Origin of the sequence: Pseudomonas sp. N40(2020), from assembly GCF_014472415.1 — a bacterium.
In the GTDB taxonomy this organism is placed as follows: Bacteria; Pseudomonadota; Gammaproteobacteria; order Pseudomonadales; family Pseudomonadaceae; genus Aquipseudomonas.
Genome location: NZ_JACSZV010000021.1, coordinates 29,584 through 48,293 on the forward strand (window position 1 = coordinate 29,584; position 18,710 = coordinate 48,293).

Below are 18,710 nucleotides of genomic sequence, written 5' to 3' on the forward strand. Positions count from 1 at the left end.
TTTGTATGGGCTGTCGGCGTGCGATGCAGGTCGTGTATTGGGGTCGCTGCGCTCATTTTTGCAAGAGTCTTATGTCTTGATTGTTTTTCGGCTCGTCCGTATGGCGAGAGGCGTTGGTTATGAAGTTTGTTGATGAAGTATCGATTCGCGTAAAGGCTGGTGACGGCGGCAATGGTGCCATGAGTTTCCGTCGGGAAAAATTCATCGAAAACGGTGGTCCGAACGGTGGTGATGGCGGTGATGGCGGTTCCATCTACATGATGGCCGACGAAAACCTCAACACCCTGGTGGACTACCGTTACACCCGGCACTTCGATGCCGAGCGTGGCTCCAACGGCGGCAGCACCGACTGCACCGGCAAAAAAGGTGAGGATCTGATCCTGCGCGTGCCGGTCGGTACCACGGTGATCGACTCCGCCACCCAGGAAGTCATTGGCGACCTGACCAAGGCTGGTCAGAAGTTGATGGTTGTACAGGGCGGCTGGCACGGTCTGGGCAACACCCGTTTCAAATCCAGTACCAACCGTGCGCCGCGTCAGACCACTCCGGGTAAGCCGGGTGAGCAGCGCGACCTGAAGCTGGAAATGAAAGTGCTGGCCGACGTCGGCCTGCTGGGCTTGCCGAACGCCGGTAAAAGTACTTTTATCCGTTCGGTTTCGGCGGCCAAGCCGAAAGTTGCCGACTACCCGTTCACCACGCTGGTGCCGAACCTGGGTGTGGTCAGTGTCGATCGCTGGAAGAGCTTCGTCGTTGCCGATATTCCGGGCTTGATCGAAGGTGCTTCTGACGGTGCTGGCCTGGGTATTCGTTTCCTCAAGCACTTGGCGCGCACGCGTCTGCTGCTGCATCTCGTCGACATGGCGCCGCTGGATGACTCCAGCGCTCCGGATGCGGCGGAAGTGATCGTCAACGAGCTGATCAAATTCAGCCCGTCCCTGGCTGAGCGTGATCGCTGGCTGGTGCTGAACAAGTGCGACCAGATCCTTGAGGAAGATCACGATGTTCGCGTCAAGGAAATCGTTGATCGCCTGGAGTGGACTGGTCCGGTTTACGTGATCTCGGCCATCGCCAAGATCGGCACCGAGCGTCTTTGCCACGACATCATGCGTTACATGGAAGATCGCGCCGATCGCCTTGCTGCCGACCCGGCTTACAAGGAAGAGCTGGCCGATCTGGATCAGCGCATCGAAGACGAAGCGCGTGCGCAATTGCAGGCGCTGGATGACAAGCGTGCCCTGCGTCGCAGCGGCGTGAAGTCGGTCCATGACATCGGCGACGATGACTGGGATGAAGAAGATGTGGATGACGAAGACGGTCCGGAAATCATTTACGTGCGTGACTGATTCGTTGCAGTAAACTTAAGCGCCGCTCAATCGAGCGGCGTTTTAGTATCTGGAAATCGATCGTTGGTCAGGAACAGCCACGAATAACGTCACGGGCAGCGCTGGGTCGCGCTGTCCTCAAGCTAAGGTTGAAGATGATGCGGAGCAAGGTGACAGGTGCGCAGCGTTGGGTCGTGAAGATCGGCAGCGCTTTGCTGACAGCTGATGGCAAAGGGTTGGATCGTGCGGCAATGAGTGTCTGGGTTGAGCAGATGGTGGCCTTGCATGAGGCCGGCGTCGAGTTGGTGCTGGTGTCCTCCGGGGCGGTGGCGGCCGGCATGAGTCGTTTGGGCTGGACCGCACGACCCAGTGCGATGCATGAGCTCCAGGCGGCCGCTGCGATCGGTCAGATGGGCTTGGTGCAGGCGTGGGAATCGAGCTTCGCCGAGCATGGCCGACACACGGCGCAGATTCTCCTGACCCACGACGACCTGTCCGATCGCAAGCGCTACCTGAACGCCCGCAGTACCTTGCGTGCGCTGGTCGAGCTGAAAGTCATCCCGGTGATCAACGAAAACGACACTGTAGTCACTGATGAAATTCGTTTCGGTGACAACGATACGCTGGCGGCGCTGGTGGCCAATCTGGTCGAGGCTGATCTGTTGGTGATCCTGACGGATCGCGATGGCATGTTCGACGCTGATCCGCGCAACAATCCCGATGCGCAGATGATCTACGAGGCGCGCGCCGATGATCCGGGTCTGGATGCGGTGGCGGGCGGCACTGGCGGTGCGCTGGGGCGCGGCGGTATGCAGACCAAATTGCGCGCGGCGCGGCTGGCGGCGCGCTCAGGTGCCCACACCATCATCGTCGGTGGGCGGCTTGAGCGAGTGCTTGATCGTCTTAAGGCTGGCGAGCGTATCGGCACCTTGCTGTCGCCTGAGCGCGGCATGCTGGCTGCACGCAAGCAGTGGCTGGCCGGGCATCTGCAGACCCGTGGCACCTTAGTGCTGGATGATGGTGCGGTGTCGGCGTTGTCACAGGGCAACAAGAGCCTGCTGCCGGTGGGCGTCAAACTGGTGCAGGGCAGTTTCCGTCGTGGTGAGATGGTGGTGTGCGTGGCGCCGGATGGTCGTGAGATCGCTCGTGGTCTGGCCAACTACAGTGCGCTGGAAGCACAAAAAATAATCGGACAGTCGTCGGATGCGATTGTCGGTTTGCTGGGTTACATGGCTGAGCCGGAACTGGTTCACCGTGACAATCTGATTCTGGTTTGAGGAAAGCTCGATGCGTGTAGCAAAAGGATTGTTGGGTCTGCTGATGGCGTTGCCATTGCTGGCCTCGGCCGAGGAAATCGGTCAGGTGTCGACGGTGTTCAAGTTTGTCGGGCCGAACGACCGGATCGTGGTCGAGGCCTTTGATGATCCGAAGGTGGAAGGTGTGACCTGTTATCTGTCGCGCGCCAAGACGGGTGGCGTGAAGGGTGGTCTGGGTCTGGCCGAGGATCGCGCCGAAGCCTCGATCGCTTGCCGTCAGGTCGGTCCGATCAATTTCAAAGGTGAGCTGAAAGATGGTGACGAGGTGTTCAAGGAGCGCACGTCGCTGGTGTTCAAGACCATGCAGGTGGTGCGTTTTCTCGACAAAAAACGCAATACGTTGGTGTACCTGGTCTACAGCGACCGCTTGATCGAGGGCAGTCCGCAGAATGCGGTGACGGCGATTCCGATCCTGCCGTGGGTGCCGGTTCAGCAATAAGGCAAGAAAATCCATGTGGGAGCCAGCTCCCACATTTTTTGCTCTGCATTCACCAAATCGCAGGCAATAAAAAACCGACCCTGAGGTCGGTTTTTTAATGACTACGTCGCTTAGGCAGCTTCTTTCAGTGCCTTGACGTGGCCATTCAGACGGCTCTTATGACGAGCAGCCTTGTTCTTGTGGATGATGCCTTTATCGGCCATGCGGTCGATAACTGGCACAGCCAGAACGTATGCAGCTTGAGCTTTTTCAGCGTCTTTTGCGTCGATGGCCTTAACTACATTCTTGATGTAGGTACGAACCATGGAACGCAGGCTGGCGTTGTGGCTGCGACGCTTCTCAGCCTGTTTTGCACGTTTTTTGGCGGAAGGTGAGTTGGCCACCGTCGAGCTCCTCGAAAGACTTTTTAGGAAATAGCAAACAAAATAGGCCGCGAATCATGCCGATGAAGAGATGTCTTGTCAAGGGCACTTCAATCGTTCCGCTAAGTGGTAGGTATAAAGAGGCGGGATATTTATTTCCGGCGCTTGACCTGTAAACTCGCGAGCTTTGGCTCTGTGCTGTTGCGGCGCGGAGTATCGCACAAGTAGGCGCATTGTTCGCCTGCTGTTTATCGAAAGGCCCTGATTTCCTCAATGAATCTGCTCAAATCGTTGGCCGCCGTCAGCTCTATCACGATGCTTTCCCGTATTTTGGGATTTGTTCGTGACACGCTCATCGCTCGCACATTCGGCGCCGGAATGGCGACTGACGCCTTCTTTATCGCCTTCAAGCTACCCAATCTGCTGCGGCGAATTTTTGCCGAAGGCGCGTTCTCTCAGGCATTTGTGCCGATTCTGGCTGAATACAAAAGCCAGCAGGGCGAGGAGGCGACTCGAACCTTTATTGCCTACGTATCGGGTTTGTTGACCCTGGTATTGGCCGTGGTCACGGCGCTGGGCATGATCGCTGCGCCTTGGGTAATCTGGGCCACAGCCCCCGGTTTCACCGATACGCCGGAAAAATTCCAGCTCACCTCTGATCTGTTGCGGGTGACCTTCCCTTATATATTGCTGATCTCCCTGTCGTCGCTGGCCGGGGCAATTCTCAATACCTGGAACCGTTTCTCGGTGCCGGCCTTTGTGCCGACATTGCTCAACGTCAGCATGATCGTGTTTTCGCTGTTCCTAACGCCGTACTTCGATCCACCGGTCATGGCCCTTGGCTGGGCGGTGCTGGTCGGTGGTCTGGCGCAATTGCTCTATCAACTGCCACACCTGAAAAAGATCGGCATGCTGGTGCTGCCGCGCCTGAATCCGCGCGACACCGGTGTCTGGCGTGTGATGAAACAGATGCTGCCGGCGATCCTTGGTGTCTCGGTGAGCCAGATTTCGCTGATCATCAACACCATCTTTGCCTCGTTTCTGGTCGCAGGTTCGGTGTCGTGGATGTACTACGCCGACCGCTTGATGGAGTTGCCATCCGGCGTACTGGGCGTCGCGCTGGGCACGATTCTGTTGCCGACTCTGGCCAAAACCTACGCCAGCAAGGATCGCCACGAGTATTCGCGCATTCTCGACTGGGGCCTGCGCCTGTGCTTCGTGCTGGTGCTGCCGTGCGCGCTGGCGCTGGGAATTCTCGCCGAGCCATTGACCGTTTCGCTGTTCCAGTACGGCCAGTTCAGTGGCTTTGATGCCGAGATGACTCAGCGCGCATTGATCGCCTATTCTGTCGGCCTTCTCGGGATTATCGTGATCAAAGTGCTGGCGCCGGGCTTTTACGCGCAACAGAACATCCGCACTCCGGTGAAAATCGCAATCTTCACGCTGGTGGTTACTCAACTGTTCAACCTGGTGTTGATCGGCCCGCTGGCCCACGCCGGGCTGGCGTTGGCAATCAGTGCCGGCGCTTGTCTGAACGCCGGTTTGCTGTTCTATCAACTGCGCAAACAGCAGATGTACCAGCCGCAGCCTGGTTGGGCGAAGTTCGGCTTCAAGCTGGTTGTGGCCGTGGCGGTGATGTCGGTGGTGTTGTTGGTCGGCATGCATTTCATGCCGGCCTGGGATCAGGGGCACATGCTGGAACGCTTCCTGCGTCTGGGCGCTTTGGTCGCGGCGGGCGTGGTTTCGTATTTCGGTATGTTGCTGCTGCTCGGTTTCCGTCTGCGCGACTTCAATCGCAAGGCCTTGAGCTGAGGTTTTACCCCTTATAAACGGGCACGGGCCGGCAGTTTTGTCGGCTCGATCACTTTGCGTTACGGTGTTGCCTGTCGTCTGCCGCCGGGTGTGGTTATAATCGGCCACTTTATGAGCAAGAAGCGCGTTATGCAGCTGGTTCGAGGCCTCCACAACTTGCGCCCCCAGCATCGGGGCTGCGTCGCCACTATTGGCAACTTTGACGGTGTTCACCGTGGTCACCAGGCTATCCTGGCCCGGCTGCGTGAGCGTGCGCTCGAGTTGGGCGTACCCAGCTGCGTGGTGATTTTCGAGCCGCAGCCACGGGAGTTCTTTGCACCCGAGACCGCGCCGGCACGTCTGGCCCGGTTGCGCGACAAACTGCAACTGCTGGCGGCCGAAGGTGTTGACCGGGTCTTGTGCCTGGCATTCAACCAGCGTCTGAGCAAGCTCAGCGCCAGTGAGTTCGTCGACACCATTCTGGTAGACGGCCTCGGCGTGCAGCATCTGGAGGTCGGTGACGACTTCCGCTTCGGCTGCGACCGCCTGGGTGATTTCGATTTCCTGCTGCAGGCCGGGCAGGTTCACGGGTTTAGCGTGGAAGCTGCGCAAACTGTCGAGCTGGACGGCATTCGCGTCAGCAGCACCCAGGTGCGCAACGCGTTGGCCGCCGCCGATTTTGCCTTGGCCGAACGGTTGCTCGGCCGCCCGTACCGCATTGCCGGTCGCGTGCTGCATGGCCAGAAACTGGCCCGGCAACTGGGGACGCCCACTGCCAATATTCAACTCAAGCGTCGTCGCGTGCCGTTTACCGGGGTGTATCTGGTGGATGTCGATATCGACGGCAAGACCTGGCCCGGCGTCGCCAATATTGGCGTGCGGCCCACGGTGCAGGGTGATGGCAAGGCCCACCTTGAAGTCCATCTTTTAGATTTTGCCGGCGATCTGTATGACCGGCGTTTGACGGTGGTTTTCCACCAAAAGCTGCGTGAAGAGCAGCGTTTCGCCTCCCTGGAGGCGCTGAAAACGGCGATCAATGCGGATGTCGCCACCGCCCGTGCACTAGCCGCACCTAGCGCCCATCGCTAATGAAGAGCCTTAAATGACCGACTATAAAGCCACGCTAAACCTTCCGGACACCGCCTTCCCAATGAAGGCCGGCCTGCCACAGCGCGAACCGCAGATCCTGCAGCGCTGGGACAGTATTGGCCTGTACGGAAAGTTGCGCGAGATTGGCAAGGATCGTCCGAAGTTCGTTCTGCACGACGGCCCTCCGTATGCCAACGGCACGATCCACATCGGTCACGCACTGAACAAGATTCTCAAGGACATGATCATCCGCTCGAAAACCCTTTCGGGTTTCGATGCGCCGTACATTCCGGGTTGGGACTGCCACGGCCTGCCGATCGAGCACAAGGTTGAAGTGACCCACGGCAAGAACCTGGGCGCGGACAAGACCCGCGAACTGTGCCGTGCCTACGCTACCGAGCAGATCGAAGGGCAGAAGACCGAGTTCATCCGCCTCGGCGTGCTGGGCGACTTCGCCAACCCTTACAAAACCATGGACTTCAAGAACGAGGCCGGTGAAATCCGCGCCCTCGCCGAAATCGTCAAGGGCGGTTTCGTGTTCAAGGGCTTGAAGCCTGTGAATTGGTGCTTCGACTGCGGTTCGGCTCTGGCTGAAGCGGAAGTCGAGTACGAGAACAAGAAGTCCTCGACCATCGACGTAGCGTTCCCGATCGCTGACGAAGCCAAACTGGCTGCCGCGTTCGGTCTGTCATCCCTGAACAAGCCTGCCTCGATCGTGATCTGGACCACCACCCCGTGGACTATCCCGGCTAACCAGGCGCTGAACGTTCATCCGGAATTCAACTACGCCCTGGTCGACGTCGGTGACAAGCTGCTGGTGCTGGCTGAAGAACTGGTCGAAGCCTGCCTCGCGCGTTACAGCCTGGAAGGCTCGGTCATCGCGACCACTACCGGTAAAGAGCTGGAACTGATCAACTTCCGTCACCCATTCTACGACCGTCTGTCGCCGGTGTATCTGGCCGACTACGTCGAGTTGGGCGCTGGCACCGGTGTGGTTCACTCCGCTCCGGCCTACGGCGTGGACGACTTCGTGACCTGCAAGAAGTACGGCATGGTCAACGACGACATCCTGAATCCGGTGCAGAGCAACGGCGTGTACGTGCCGTCGCTGGAATTCTTCGGCGGTCAGTTCATCTGGAAGGCCAACCCGGCCATCGTCGACAAACTGACCGAAGTCGGTGCGCTGCTGCACACCACCGTCATCGAACACAGCTACATGCACTGCTGGCGTCACAAAACTCCGCTGATCTACCGTGCCACCGCGCAGTGGTTCATCGGCATGGATAAAGAGCCAACCAGCGGCGACACCCTGCGTGTGCGCTCGCTCAAAGCCATTGAAGACACCAAGTTCGTCCCGGCCTGGGGCCAGGCGCGCCTGCACTCGATGATCGCCAATCGTCCGGACTGGTGCATCTCCCGTCAGCGCAACTGGGGCGTGCCGATCCCGTTCTTCCTGAACAAGGAAAGCGGCGAGCTGCACCCACGCACCGTCGAACTGATGGAAGAAGTCGCCAAGCGCGTTGAAGTCGAAGGCATCGAAGCCTGGTTCAAGCTCGACGCCGCCGAATTGCTGGGCGATGAAGCGCCGCAATACGACAAGATCAGCGACACCCTCGACGTCTGGTTCGACTCGGGTACCACGCACTGGCACGTCCTGCGCGGTTCGCACCCGATGGGCCACGAGACCGGCCCGCGCGCCGACTTGTACCTGGAAGGTTCTGACCAACACCGTGGATGGTTCCATTCGTCCTTGCTGACTGGTTGCGCCATCGACAACCACGCGCCGTACCGCGAACTGCTGACTCACGGCTTCACCGTCGATGAGTCCGGCCGCAAGATGTCCAAATCGCTGGGCAACGTGATCGCACCGCAGAAAGTCAACGACACCCTGGGCGCCGATATCATGCGTCTGTGGGTCGCTTCGACGGACTACTCCGGCGAGATGGCCGTGTCCGAGCAGATCCTGCAACGCAGTGCGGACGCCTATCGTCGTATCCGTAACACCGCGCGTTTCCTGCTTTCCAACCTGACCGGTTTCAATCCGGCCACCGACCTGCTGCCGGCTGAAGAAATGCTGGCGCTGGATCGCTGGGCGGTGGATCGCACCCTGCTGCTGCAACGCGAGCTGCAAGAGCACTACGGCGAATACCGTTTCTGGAACGTCTACTCGAAGATCCACAACTTCTGCGTGCAGGAGCTGGGTGGTTTCTACCTCGACATCATCAAGGATCGCCAGTACACCACCGGCGCCGACAGCAAGGCGCGCCGCTCGGCGCAAACTGCGCTGTTCCACATCTCCGAGGCGCTGGTGCGCTGGATCGCACCGATACTTGCGTTCACCGCCGACGAGTTGTGGCAATACCTGCCGGGCGAGCGCAACGAATCGGTGATGCTCAACACTTGGTACGAAGGTCTGACCGAGCTGCCAGAAGGCTTCGAGCTGGGTCGCGAGTACTGGGATCGCATCATGGAAGTGAAGGTTGCGGTCAACAAAGAAATGGAAATCCAGCGCGCGGCCAAAGCCGTCGGTGGCAACCTGCAAGCCGAAGTGACGCTGTTCGCCGAAGAGGCGCTGAGCGCCGATCTGGCCAAGCTGAGCAACGAACTGCGCTTTGTCCTGATCACTTCGACCGCAAGCGTTGCGCCTTTCGTGCAGGCTCCGGCCGATGCCGTGGCAACCGAAGTCAGCGGCCTGAAGCTGAAGATCGTCAAGTCTGCCTTCGCGAAATGCGCCCGTTGCTGGCACTGCCGCGAAGACGTCGGCGTGAACCCGGAGCATCCGGAAATCTGCGGTCGTTGCGTCGACAACATCAGCGGCGCTGGCGAGGTTCGTGACTATGCCTAATGCCGTTGGCCGTTTCGGACGGTTGAGCTGGCTCTGGTTGAGTTTGCTGGTTCTGGTCATCGACCAGGCCAGCAAGTTCTACTTCGAAGACAAGCTCGAAATGTTCCAGCAGATCGTGATCATTCCCGATTACTTCAGCTGGACCCTGGCTTACAACACCGGCGCTGCGTTCAGCTTCCTGGCTGACAGCTCTGGCTGGCAGCGCTGGCTGTTCGCTTTGATCGCCATTGTTGTCAGTGCGGTGCTGGTGGTCTGGCTCAAACGTCTGGGTCGCAACGAAACCTGGCTGGCCGTCGCTCTGGCGCTGGTGCTGGGCGGTGCGCTGGGCAATTTGTATGATCGCATTGCCCTGGGCCATGTGATCGACTTCATTCTGGTGCACTGGCAAAACCGCTGGTACTTCCCGGCGTTCAACTTCGCCGACAGCGCCATCACCGTTGGTGCGGTGATGCTCGCACTGGATATGTTCAAAAGTAAGAAAACCGGAGAAACCGTTCATGACTGAACAGGTATTGGCTGAGCAACGCATCGGCCAGAACACGGAAGTCACCTTGCACTTTGCATTGCGCCTGGAGAACGGCGACACGGTCGACAGCACCTTCGACAAGGCCCCAGCGACGTTCAAGGTCGGCGACGGCAACCTGCTGCCGGGTTTCGAAGCCGCGCTGTTCGGCTTCAAGGCTGGCGACAAGCGCACGCTGACGGTTGAGCCGGAAAACGCTTTCGGCCAGCCGAACCCGCAGAACGTGCAGGTTATCCCGCGTTCACAGTTTGCTGACATGGAACTGTCGCCGGGTTTGCTGGTGATCTTCAACGATGCAGCCAATACTGAGCTGCCGGGTGTGGTGAAAGAATTCGACGACGCGCAAGTGACCATCGACTTCAACCACCCGCTGTCTGGCAAGACGCTGACCTTTGACGTCGAGATCATCAACGTCAAAGCGCTGTAAAAAATGTAGGAGTGAGCCTGCTCGCGATGAGTGCCTGACATTCAAGGTTGATGTTGATTGACACTGCGCCATCGCGAGCAGGCTCGCTCCTACAGTTTTGAAATTCATTGTTTTTTCGCGCGCAAGACACGAGGCACAGCATGCAAATCAAACTCGCCAACCCCCGTGGCTTCTGTGCCGGTGTGGACCGGGCGATCGAAATCGTCAACCGCGCCCTTGAAGTCTTCGGGCCGCCGATCTACGTGCGCCATGAAGTGGTGCACAACAAGTTCGTGGTCGAAGACCTGCGCAGCCGTGGCGCCATCTTCGTCGAAGAACTGGATCAGGTGCCGGACGACGTCATCGTGATCTTCAGTGCCCACGGCGTATCCCAGGCTGTGCGTACCGAAGCCGCTGGCCGTGGCCTGAAAGTCTTTGACGCCACCTGCCCGCTGGTGACCAAAGTGCATATCGAAGTCGCGAAATACAGCCGCGACGGTCGTGAATGCATCCTCATTGGCCACGCCGGTCACCCGGAAGTCGAAGGCACCATGGGTCAGTACGACGCCAGCAATGGCGGCGCCATCTACCTCGTCGAGGACGAGAAAGATGTGGCTGAATTGCAGGTGAACGATCCCGAAAGATTGGCGTTCGTCACCCAGACCACCCTGTCGATGGACGACACCAGTCGTGTTATCGACGCCCTGCGCACACGTTTTCCGGCCATCGGCGGCCCGCGCAAGGACGACATCTGCTACGCCACGCAAAATCGTCAGGATGCGGTCAAGCAACTGGCCGACGAATGCGACGTGGTGCTGGTGGTCGGCAGCCCGAACAGCTCCAACTCCAACCGCTTGCGTGAGCTGGCTGAACGCATGGCTACGCCGGCCTACCTGATCGACGGCGCCGAAGACATGCAAAAGAGCTGGTTCGATGGCGTCGAGCGTATTGGCATCACCGCCGGTGCTTCCGCGCCGGAAGTGCTGGTGCGTGGCGTGATTCAGCAATTGCAGGCCTGGGGCGCTACCGGTGCCGATGAGCTCGCCGGCCGCGAAGAGAACATCACGTTCTCGATGCCTAAAGAGTTGCGCGTGCGTTCGATCTGACGCTTTTGTTCTTTTGGCACAGCGCCTGCTCAGCTTTTTCGCTGGCCAGGCGCACTCGACCGGTCGCCGCCAGCACCACCTGGAGCTGGCTGACCGGCTCGTTTACCGAGCAAATATGTAGTTTTCCTGCCTGAAACATCCGCCCGGGCATCAGCGGCTTACCCAAGCTTCCAAACCTTATATAGCGACTCACCCACCAGTTACCGGCAATTGGAATTCGCTGATCGCTCGCGCGTTCGACCAGAAGTGGATTGCTGCTGTCCTCCGGCCCCTTGCCGCTGATATCCAGAATGATCCGCCAGCCCCGGCTCCAGTCGCCGTCGATGCCATGAATGACCACGCTTTGATTGTGCGTGATCGCTAACGTTCGAGCGTTGCGAATACCGTCGAGCAGCGATTGCGCAGCCTGATGGCGATGGTTCGACTCGGTGAGTGTGGCAAACGCCGGGCTGACCAGCAGCAGAACAATTGCGCCAATCGCCAGTCCCATAAGCAGTTCTATCAGGCTGAAACCCTGTTGCGACATGAAAACTCCCTCCATGGAGTGTGATGAGCGGCGCGCTCCGTGCGCCGGGCAGGGCAAATCAACCGACAGAGTCCGGTTGAATGTTCTAGCGTGTACAAGCAGGTATAGCCGACGGCAACGGAGGGCATCGATGGATCATCGTACAAAAGGTTTCACGCTGATCGAGTTGCTGGTCGCGGTCGCGATATTCGTGATCCTGATCACCCTGGCGGTGCCTGCGTTCACCCGTTCGATACAAGGCAGCAAGGCCGATACCGAAATGGGCGACCTGCAACGGGCCATCAATTTCGCCCGTCTGGAAGCGATTGATCGAGGCGTGACGACGCGGCTGCGACCGACGGCTGGCGGCAGCGTCTGGACCGGCGAACTGTCGGTCTACGACAGTACTGGCAATCCGGCCAATGTGTTGCGGGTTGTTCCGGCGATGAGCAGCGGCGCAACTCTGACGCTAACCTTTGGAGTGACCGCGCTGGATTTCAACAACCTTGGCGGTCTGGCCGCACCCTCGACGGCGGTGGTCATCAGCTACACGCTGGGAACGCAAAGCAGGACGCTTAACGTGTGTTTGAACGGACGAATTCAATTGGGTGGAAGTTGCGGATGAGGCCAGGGAGCAAGGGCGTTCAGCAGGGCATGACGCTGATCGAAGTGTTGGTCGCGTTGCTGATTCTGACGGTCGGGCTGTTGGGCGCGGCGGCGGTGCAAATGAATGCACTGAAGTACACCGACAGTTCACGTATGACCAGTCAGGCCAGTTTCATCGCCTACGACATGATGGACCGCATCCGCGCCAACTCCGGCGCCGACTACACCGTCACGCCACCGACGTCAGGAAACCTCAGTGTTGCCCGGGATCAGGACCTCTACGACTTCGCTACCAACATCGTCAACTTCGGCGGGCCGACCGCCACCGGCACGATCGCCCGCAATCAGCGGGTGTACACGATCACAATCAACTGGAATGACTCACGTGCAGCGAATGCCGCCGGCACTACGCGCAGCTTTGTCCTGACCAGTCGCGCCACGGTAGATCCGGTGGCCACGCCATGAAGCGCCATAACCGCGGTTTCGGCCTTATCGAAATGCTCATCGCCCTGGCGCTCGGGCTGATCGTGGTGCTGGGAGTGGTGCAAACTTTCCTCGCTGCGAAGAACACCTACGTCAGCCAGAACAGTGCTGCCGCCATGCAGGAAGACGCACGCTTTGTGCTGAGCAAAATGATTCAGGAACTGCGCATGGTCGGAATGTTCGGTTGTCTGGGCACGATCACGGATTCAAGCTCCGCCGGTGACTTCAGCGCCGCGCAGATCACGCCGATCAGTTGGGACAACGCCAATCTCAAGTTGACGCTGGTGACCGCTGACGTCGGCAGCGCTGGTGGCACTCCCACCTGGACTGTGGTCTCCGATTGCCGCAACAGCGCGACGGCCTATACCGGGTTGCGCAGCGCGGCGAGCGGACAAATCGCCTTCCCGATCCGGCGTCTTGTCTACAGCTTCAGCAACAACCAGATCCTGATGGGCACCGGCAGCGGCACACCGAGCCAGCAGGTGCTGGTTAACAACGTCAGTGCCTTTAACGTGACGTTCGGTCTGGCCAGTTCCGCGACCGATGTAGCCGCCTCGACTTACAGCGCCAACCCCAGCGATCCGGCGCGTATTCGCAGTGTGCGCCTGAGCCTGACTCTCAACGATCCGAACAGTCGGGTCGCCAATCAAACCTTCAACGTGGTTGCCGCTTTGCGCAACCGCTTGCAGTGAGGGCCTGGGCGATGAGGATTTCTCTCCATCAACGTCAGACCCAGCGCGGCATGGTGTTGCTGGTCAGTCTGGTGTTTCTGTTGTTGCTCACAGTGATTGGCCTGTCGTCGATGCAGAGTGCCAACCTGCAGGAGAAAATGGCCGGCAGCGTGAGCCTGCGCAACCAGTCGTTCCAGACCGCCGAAGCGGCGTTGCGTGTGGGCGAGAGTGCGGTGCAACTGGACAGCTACTCGTTGGCCGTATGCAGCGGCACGGCGCAATGTGCGCCGCCTGCGGAGTCATCGGTGGTCAGTGCGGCAGGGCTCAATTCGACGTCCGGCGTGACCTGGATCGCCGCCGGGAGCGGGTTCTATGGCGTGCAGAACATCGGCACGACGCTGACCGCCGTGAATGTGCCGAGCAACACCTCGGCGACGCTGTATCGAGTGACCGCTGTCGGGATCGTCGGCACTTCGCGTAGCGTGGTGGAGAGTGTCTATGCGAAGTATTAAACGCTACGCATCGCTGCTGATCGGTATGTTGCTGAGTTTCTATCTGACGGCGCCTGCCTATGCATTTACGCCGTCCGATTCGCCGCTGCTGAGCGCTGCGGCAGTGGCGCCGAACGTCATGCTGCTGATCGATGACTCGGGGAGTATGAACAGCATCATTTATGCAGCGGGATTCGATCCGACCGCTGACCGCACGCCGGCCCGGGAGTGCAATGCATTCCTCGGGTTGTGCTCGGCCCTGAATGCGCCAGCGATTACCGGCGATACCGTGTTTTTATCGAGCCTTCCAACCTCCGGATGCTCCGGTGGGGCGTATGCGTTCTACAACAACAGCCTGGCGCCGCTGTGTCTGAAACTGCCGGACCCGGTGGGCAACGGCAACACGCGTTACTCAGGGGATTACATTGCCTACGTGGTCAGTCTTGCGATCAACAACGGCACCCGCGACTTCACTAATGGGGCGATTCCCAACGATTACCGCATCAACGTTGCGCGCAACGTCTCCACGGCACTGGTCACAAGCAACAGGACGTTGCGCATCGGTCTGTCGACATTCAACCCGGCCACCAACAACAACTCGGGCAATGGCGGTTACATCGCCCGCACCATCACCGACATGTCACCGGTTTCCGGCAGCGTGACCCAGGGCCAGGCCGATACCAACTACAACGCGCTTATTTCAGCCATTAACAATCTGAGTGCCGTGGCCAACACGCCATTGGCGGAAACCTATTACGAAATCACCCGCTACATGCGCGGCATGGCGCCGTATTACAACAACACGCCGAATACTTACACCAGCCCGATCCAATACCGTTGTCAGAAGAATTATGGTGTGGTGATTACCGACGGTTTGCCCACCTTTGACCGTACCTTCCCGAGCAACGACCCGCTGGGCGGCAGCCGCTTGCCGAACTGGGACGGGGTCAACAATGACGGCAATAACCTCAATGGCGACAGCGAGGGCAACACGCTGTATCTGGACGATATCGCCAAGTTCGCTTTCGATATCGACATGCGTTCGACCGGCAATGATGCGGCGGGCAAGAGCTGGAACGCAGTGGATTTTCCCAAACAGAACATGAACACCTACACCGTGGGTTTCGCTGCTGACAACGACATGCTCTCTGACGCGGCGAGTTACGGGCAGGGCAAGTACTATCAGGCAACCGACAGCACCGGCCTGAACGCGGCATTGTCGTCGGCACTGAGTGACATCACTTCCAAGTCGGGCTCAGGCGGCGCCGGCGTCACCAGCGGAACCACGCTGACCAGTAGCAGCAGTTTTTACCAGACCACTTACGACCCCAAGGATTGGCGCGGCACCATCAAGTCTTTTGGCTTTACATCGGCTGGAGCGGTGAATACGTCGACGGCACAGTGGACCACGGACACGACTATTGTGCCGGGCGCAACTGTGCCGACTTATCAATCGTGGAACACCGCCAGCAACGCTGCCGTGACGCTTGCTTATGGTAATTTTTCCGCCACGCAGCAGACGACGCTCAGTCAGGGATTGCCCACCGGTATCACGGGTATCGATCTGGTCGAGTGGAGCAAAGGCACCAACAAGGCCGGACTCAAGGTGCGCAACGTGTTGTTGGGCGACATCATCAACTCGCCGCTGGTACTCGCGTCACCTACGGATAAAACCGCCTCCGATCTGTCTGGCGACACCACCTATACCTCCTACTTGAACACCAAAGCGTCGAATATGAACACCAGCCTGGTGGTGAATGCCAACGACGGTTTCGTCAATGTCATCAATTCGGCCAACGGCACTCGGCGTTACGCCTATATGCCGTCCAGTGTGTTGCCGTCTCTGCGGTTGATTGCCGATCCGACCTACATCAACGGTGTCAGTCACAAGTTTCTGGTGGATGGCCAGGTCGGGGTATATGACGCGCAACTCAACAGCGCCTGGAAGACTCTTGCCATCGGCGGCACCGGTGCCGGTGGCAAGACGTTCTACGCGCTGCAACTGTTCGACGCTTCGGCGGGCAACGTGATGCGTGCGCTGTGGGAAGTCAGTGGGCCAACGACCGCGAACACCGCCAACGTTTTCAATGATCTGGGTTATGCCTACGCGCGGCCGGAAGTGGCACGCTTGGCCGATGGTCGCTGGGCGGCGTTCATTTCCAACGGCTACGGCAGCAACTCCGGCGTGGCAGCGTTGTACGTGCTGGATGTGCGCGATGGCTCGCTGATCAAGAAAATCGTGATCGACAGTTCAGAAACCACCAACGGTCTGTCGTCGGTGAAGCTCAAGGTCAATTCGCAAAATGTGGTGCAGGCGGCTTACGGCGGTGACTTGAAAGGGCGGTTGTGGAAGTTTGATCTGAGTGCCACGTCGACGGACAGCTGGGGCGTGGCGTTTTCCGGCAAACCGCTGTTCACCACGGCGGGCGGCGCGACTCAGCCGATCACCGCGCAACCCTTGCTGGCGGACAATTCATTGGGTGGCAAACAGATTTTCGTCGGTACCGGTAAATTCAACGAAACGGCAGACAAGACCAACAAGGATTTGCAGGCGTTTTACTCGGTGTGGGATGCCGATGGCGGCTCGGGACAGCTCACAGTCAGCAGTTTGCAGCCACAGGCGATAACCGGCTCATTCTCCGGCAGCTCCGGGCAATTCCTGACCACAACGCAGAATGACACGACGTATCCGGGGGAGAAGGGCTGGTATCTGCCGCTGGTGTATAACAACGTGCTGACCGGCGAGCGGGTCATCAATCAGGCGAGTATCGTGCTGGGTCGTATCGTCTTCACTACGGCGAGTGTCGATACCACTGACCCTTGTGCGAGTTTTGGTACAGGCAAACTGGTCGAACTCGATGCTTTCAGCGGTAAGATGCTCAACTATGCCGTGATCGACACCAATGCCGATGGAGTAGTCAACAGCTCCGACACTATTTCCAGCGGTGTGGTTTTTACCGGGGGCATTCCGACCCTGAACGCCATTATCAATGCCGGCACAGGCAAGGTCACGACGGACAGCAGTGGCACCATCACGTTGGTTGTAGAAAAGGGCGGCGGCGGCAGCCGTCGTATCATGTGGCGACAAATACAGTAAGTGAGAGTTTGAGGCATGAGCAGATCCAACCGAGGCTTCACCCTGATCGAAATCATGATCGTGATTGCGATCATCGGGATCATGCTCACCATTGGCATTCCAAGCTATACCGAATACGTGAAGAAGGGTCGGCGCGCCGAAGTTGTATCGCTACTGTCGGAACAGGCGCAGAGCCTCGAACGTTTCTACACCAGAAACAATCTCTACACCGGCATCACTGGTCTGAGTGCGGGCAACGATTTCTACACCATCACGCCGACGATCACTGACCAAACTTTCCTGCTGACTGCCACACGCAAGTCGGGCACGGCCATGGCCACCGACAAGTGCGGTGATTTCACCCTGACCAACACGGGTGTCAGAAGCATGAGCAATGCGACTACCGGGCTGACCACCAAGGATTGCTGGGGCCGCTGAGGCGTATTCTTTCGGGCGCCTTTTGCGCCCACTGTCTTTTTTACGGTTGGATCAAACATGACCAGGCAACAGCAAGTGGTGATTGTCGGTGGCGGGGTGATTGGCCTGCTGACCGCCTACAATCTCGCCTCCGAAGTGGGCAGCGTGGTGCTGCTGGATCGCTCGAACGTCGGCCAGGAATCGTCCTGGGCGGGCGGCGGCATCGTTTCTCCGCTGTATCCGTGGCGCTACAGCCCGGCAGTCACCGCGCTGGCGCATTGGTCGCAGGATTTTTATCCACAGCTCGGCGAGCGATTGTTTGCTGATACCGGTGTAGATCCCGAGGTTCACACCACAGGCCTGTACTGGTTGGATCTGGACGACGAAGCCGAAGCGCTGGCCTGGGCTGAGCGGGAGAACCGGCCCCTGCGGGCTGTGGATATCTCGGCGGCCCATGACGCGGTGCCGGTACTTGGCGGTGGTTTCTCGCGGGCGATCTACATGGCTGATGTGGCCAACGTAAGAAACCCGCGTCTGGTGAAGTCGCTGAAAGCGGCATTGCAGGCGCTGCCGAACGTGATCATTCACGAGCAGTGCGAGGTCAGCGGGTTTGTTCGTGAGGGTGAGCGGGTTGTTGGTGTGCAAACCGCCACTGGCGTGATCAAGGGCGATGAGGTGGTGCTGACGGCGGGTGCGTGGAGCGGTGATTTGCTCAAGACGCTTAACCTGACGCTGCCGGTGCAGCCAGTCAAAGGCCAGATGATCCTCTACAAATGCGCGGCTGATTTCTTGCCGAGCATGGTGTTGGCCAAGGGCCGTTATGCGATTCCGCGTCGCGACGGGCATATCCTGATCGGCAGCACGCTGGAACATGAGGGCTACGACAAGACGCCGACCGATGTTGCGCTGGAAAGCCTGAAAGCCTCGGCGGTGGAGTTGTTGCCAGCGCTGGCGGAGGCCGAAGTGGTCGGGCATTGGGCCGGGTTACGTCCGGGTTCGCCTGAGGGGGTTCCTTATATTGGCCGAGTGCCGGGGTTTGATGGCTTGTGGCTCAACTGTGGGCATTACCGAAATGGGTTGGTGCTGGCGCCGGCGTCATGTCAGTTGTTTGCCGATGTAATGTTGGGGCGCACGCCGATTATTGATCCGGCGCCGTATGCGCCAGAAGGCCGCATCTAGTCAGATACCCTCTGGTGTCTGTTAGGCGGCCATCGCGGGCAAGCCCGCTCCCACAGTGTTCGTGGAGTAACCGAAAACCCTGT

18 protein-coding genes are annotated in these 18,710 nt (G+C 59.0%); 16 read left to right on the plus strand and 2 right to left on the minus strand.

The annotated features are described in order from the left end of the window. The first annotated feature begins 119 nt into the window (after window positions 1-119). The 3 genes from cgtA (at window position 120) to IAI51_RS15105 (ending at window position 3,077) form a co-directional block, all read left to right on the plus strand. Window positions 120-1,343: an Obg family GTPase CgtA gene (gene cgtA, locus IAI51_RS15095; RefSeq protein ID WP_187679199.1), complete on the plus strand. Its 1,224-nt coding sequence runs from the start codon at window positions 120-122 to the stop codon at window positions 1,341-1,343. Between the two features lie 137 nt (window positions 1,344-1,480). Further along, window positions 1,481-2,599, plus strand: coding sequence for a glutamate 5-kinase (gene proB / locus IAI51_RS15100; RefSeq protein WP_187679200.1), 1,119 nt, complete (start codon window positions 1,481-1,483; stop codon window positions 2,597-2,599). A gap of 10 nt (window positions 2,600-2,609) precedes the next feature. Beyond that, window positions 2,610-3,077 (plus strand): CreA family protein, encoded by a 468-nt coding sequence (locus tag IAI51_RS15105; RefSeq protein ID WP_187679201.1) that lies wholly within the window; start codon window positions 2,610-2,612, stop codon window positions 3,075-3,077. A gap of 110 nt (window positions 3,078-3,187) precedes the next feature. On the opposite strand, the gene rpsT is transcribed toward IAI51_RS15105, so the two are convergent. Beyond that, window positions 3,188-3,460: a 30S ribosomal protein S20 gene (gene rpsT, locus IAI51_RS15110; RefSeq protein WP_003228351.1), complete on the minus strand. Its 273-nt coding sequence runs from the start codon at window positions 3,458-3,460 to the stop codon at window positions 3,188-3,190. Window positions 3,461-3,712: 252 nt separating this feature from the next. Between rpsT and murJ the strand changes: the two genes are divergently transcribed. The 6 genes from murJ (at window position 3,713) to ispH (ending at window position 11,199) form a co-directional block, all read left to right on the plus strand. Beyond that, the gene (gene murJ, locus IAI51_RS15115) at window positions 3,713-5,251 is read left to right on the plus strand and encodes a murein biosynthesis integral membrane protein MurJ (RefSeq protein ID WP_187679202.1); all 1,539 of its coding nucleotides are present in this window, start codon (window positions 3,713-3,715) and stop codon (window positions 5,249-5,251) included. A 129-nt stretch (window positions 5,252-5,380) separates the two neighbouring features. Next, a complete protein-coding gene (ribF, locus tag IAI51_RS15120; protein ID WP_167394884.1) occupies window positions 5,381-6,319 on the plus strand; it encodes a bifunctional riboflavin kinase/FAD synthetase in 939 nt (312 codons plus the stop codon). Window positions 6,320-6,332: 13 nt separating this feature from the next. Next, window positions 6,333-9,164, plus strand: coding sequence for an isoleucine--tRNA ligase (gene ileS, locus IAI51_RS15125; protein ID WP_187679203.1), 2,832 nt, complete (start codon window positions 6,333-6,335; stop codon window positions 9,162-9,164). Beyond that, window positions 9,157-9,669, plus strand: coding sequence for a signal peptidase II (gene lspA, locus IAI51_RS15130; RefSeq protein ID WP_187679204.1), 513 nt, complete (start codon window positions 9,157-9,159; stop codon window positions 9,667-9,669). Before ileS ends, lspA begins: the two co-directional genes overlap by 8 nt. A gap of 7 nt (window positions 9,670-9,676) precedes the next feature. Beyond that, window positions 9,677-10,114 (plus strand): FKBP-type peptidyl-prolyl cis-trans isomerase, encoded by a 438-nt coding sequence (gene fkpB / locus IAI51_RS15135; protein ID WP_185037054.1) that lies wholly within the window; start codon window positions 9,677-9,679, stop codon window positions 10,112-10,114. 140 nt (window positions 10,115-10,254) lie between these two features. After that, window positions 10,255-11,199 (plus strand): 4-hydroxy-3-methylbut-2-enyl diphosphate reductase, encoded by a 945-nt coding sequence (gene ispH, locus IAI51_RS15140; protein ID WP_187679205.1) that lies wholly within the window; start codon window positions 10,255-10,257, stop codon window positions 11,197-11,199. Here the strand turns inward: ispH and IAI51_RS15145 are convergent. Continuing rightward, the gene (locus IAI51_RS15145) at window positions 11,171-11,725 is read right to left on the minus strand and encodes a GspH/FimT family protein (protein WP_187679206.1); all 555 of its coding nucleotides are present in this window, start codon (window positions 11,723-11,725) and stop codon (window positions 11,171-11,173) included. The genes ispH and IAI51_RS15145 overlap by 29 nt on opposite strands. A 130-nt stretch (window positions 11,726-11,855) precedes the next feature. Between IAI51_RS15145 and IAI51_RS15150 the strand changes: the two genes are divergently transcribed. From IAI51_RS15150 to thiO, 7 genes are read left to right on the plus strand one after another with little or no spacing between them, the layout of a single operon-like run. After that, complete coding sequence (locus IAI51_RS15150; protein WP_187679207.1) at window positions 11,856-12,329, plus strand: GspH/FimT family pseudopilin; 474 nt, start codon at window positions 11,856-11,858, stop codon at window positions 12,327-12,329. Continuing rightward, a complete protein-coding gene (gene pilV / locus IAI51_RS15155; RefSeq protein ID WP_187679208.1) occupies window positions 12,326-12,775 on the plus strand; it encodes a type IV pilus modification protein PilV in 450 nt (149 codons plus the stop codon). Before IAI51_RS15150 ends, pilV begins: the two co-directional genes overlap by 4 nt. After that, entirely contained in the window at window positions 12,772-13,485 is a 714-nt protein-coding gene (locus tag IAI51_RS15160; protein WP_187679209.1) for a PilW family protein, read from the plus strand. The genes pilV and IAI51_RS15160 overlap by 4 nt, the downstream gene beginning before the upstream one ends. 11 nt (window positions 13,486-13,496) lie before the next feature. Beyond that, on the plus strand, window positions 13,497-13,976 hold the full coding sequence (locus tag IAI51_RS15165) for a PilX N-terminal domain-containing pilus assembly protein (RefSeq protein WP_187679210.1): 480 nt from the start codon (window positions 13,497-13,499) through the stop codon (window positions 13,974-13,976). Beyond that, window positions 13,963-17,052, plus strand: a complete 3,090-nt coding sequence (locus tag IAI51_RS15170) for a pilus assembly protein (protein ID WP_187679211.1) — start codon at window positions 13,963-13,965, stop codon at window positions 17,050-17,052. Before IAI51_RS15165 ends, IAI51_RS15170 begins: the two co-directional genes overlap by 14 nt. 15 nt (window positions 17,053-17,067) lie before the next feature. Then, window positions 17,068-17,469 carry a type IV pilin protein gene (locus IAI51_RS15175; RefSeq protein ID WP_187679212.1) on the plus strand — a complete coding sequence of 134 codons (402 nt, stop codon included), beginning with the start codon at window positions 17,068-17,070 and terminating at the stop codon, window positions 17,467-17,469. Between the two features lie 57 nt (window positions 17,470-17,526). After that, window positions 17,527-18,627, plus strand: coding sequence for a glycine oxidase ThiO (thiO, locus tag IAI51_RS15180; protein WP_187679213.1), 1,101 nt, complete (start codon window positions 17,527-17,529; stop codon window positions 18,625-18,627). Window positions 18,628-18,710 lie beyond the last annotated feature (83 nt).

Coding starts and splice junctions, on each gene's coding strand:
- ribF (WP_167394884.1), top strand. CDS start 5,381: ATGCAGCTGGTTCGAGGCCTCCACAACTTGCGCCCCCAGCATCGGGGC.
- murJ (WP_187679202.1), top strand. CDS start 3,713: ATGAATCTGCTCAAATCGTTGGCCGCCGTCAGCTCTATCACGATGCTT.
- IAI51_RS15150 (WP_187679207.1), top strand. CDS start 11,856: ATGGATCATCGTACAAAAGGTTTCACGCTGATCGAGTTGCTGGTCGCG.
- lspA (WP_187679204.1), top strand. CDS start 9,157: ATGCCTAATGCCGTTGGCCGTTTCGGACGGTTGAGCTGGCTCTGGTTG.
- IAI51_RS15160 (WP_187679209.1), top strand. CDS start 12,772: ATGAAGCGCCATAACCGCGGTTTCGGCCTTATCGAAATGCTCATCGCC.
- cgtA (WP_187679199.1), top strand. CDS start 120: ATGAAGTTTGTTGATGAAGTATCGATTCGCGTAAAGGCTGGTGACGGC.
- pilV (WP_187679208.1), top strand. CDS start 12,326: ATGAGGCCAGGGAGCAAGGGCGTTCAGCAGGGCATGACGCTGATCGAA.
- thiO (WP_187679213.1), top strand. CDS start 17,527: ATGACCAGGCAACAGCAAGTGGTGATTGTCGGTGGCGGGGTGATTGGC.
- IAI51_RS15170 (WP_187679211.1), top strand. CDS start 13,963: ATGCGAAGTATTAAACGCTACGCATCGCTGCTGATCGGTATGTTGCTG.
- IAI51_RS15105 (WP_187679201.1), top strand. CDS start 2,610: ATGCGTGTAGCAAAAGGATTGTTGGGTCTGCTGATGGCGTTGCCATTG.
- ispH (WP_187679205.1), top strand. CDS start 10,255: ATGCAAATCAAACTCGCCAACCCCCGTGGCTTCTGTGCCGGTGTGGAC.
- ileS (WP_187679203.1), top strand. CDS start 6,333: ATGACCGACTATAAAGCCACGCTAAACCTTCCGGACACCGCCTTCCCA.
- IAI51_RS15165 (WP_187679210.1), top strand. CDS start 13,497: ATGAGGATTTCTCTCCATCAACGTCAGACCCAGCGCGGCATGGTGTTG.
- IAI51_RS15145 (WP_187679206.1), bottom strand. CDS start 11,725: ATGTCGCAACAGGGTTTCAGCCTGATAGAACTGCTTATGGGACTGGCG.
- IAI51_RS15175 (WP_187679212.1), top strand. CDS start 17,068: ATGAGCAGATCCAACCGAGGCTTCACCCTGATCGAAATCATGATCGTG.
- proB (WP_187679200.1), top strand. CDS start 1,481: ATGCGGAGCAAGGTGACAGGTGCGCAGCGTTGGGTCGTGAAGATCGGC.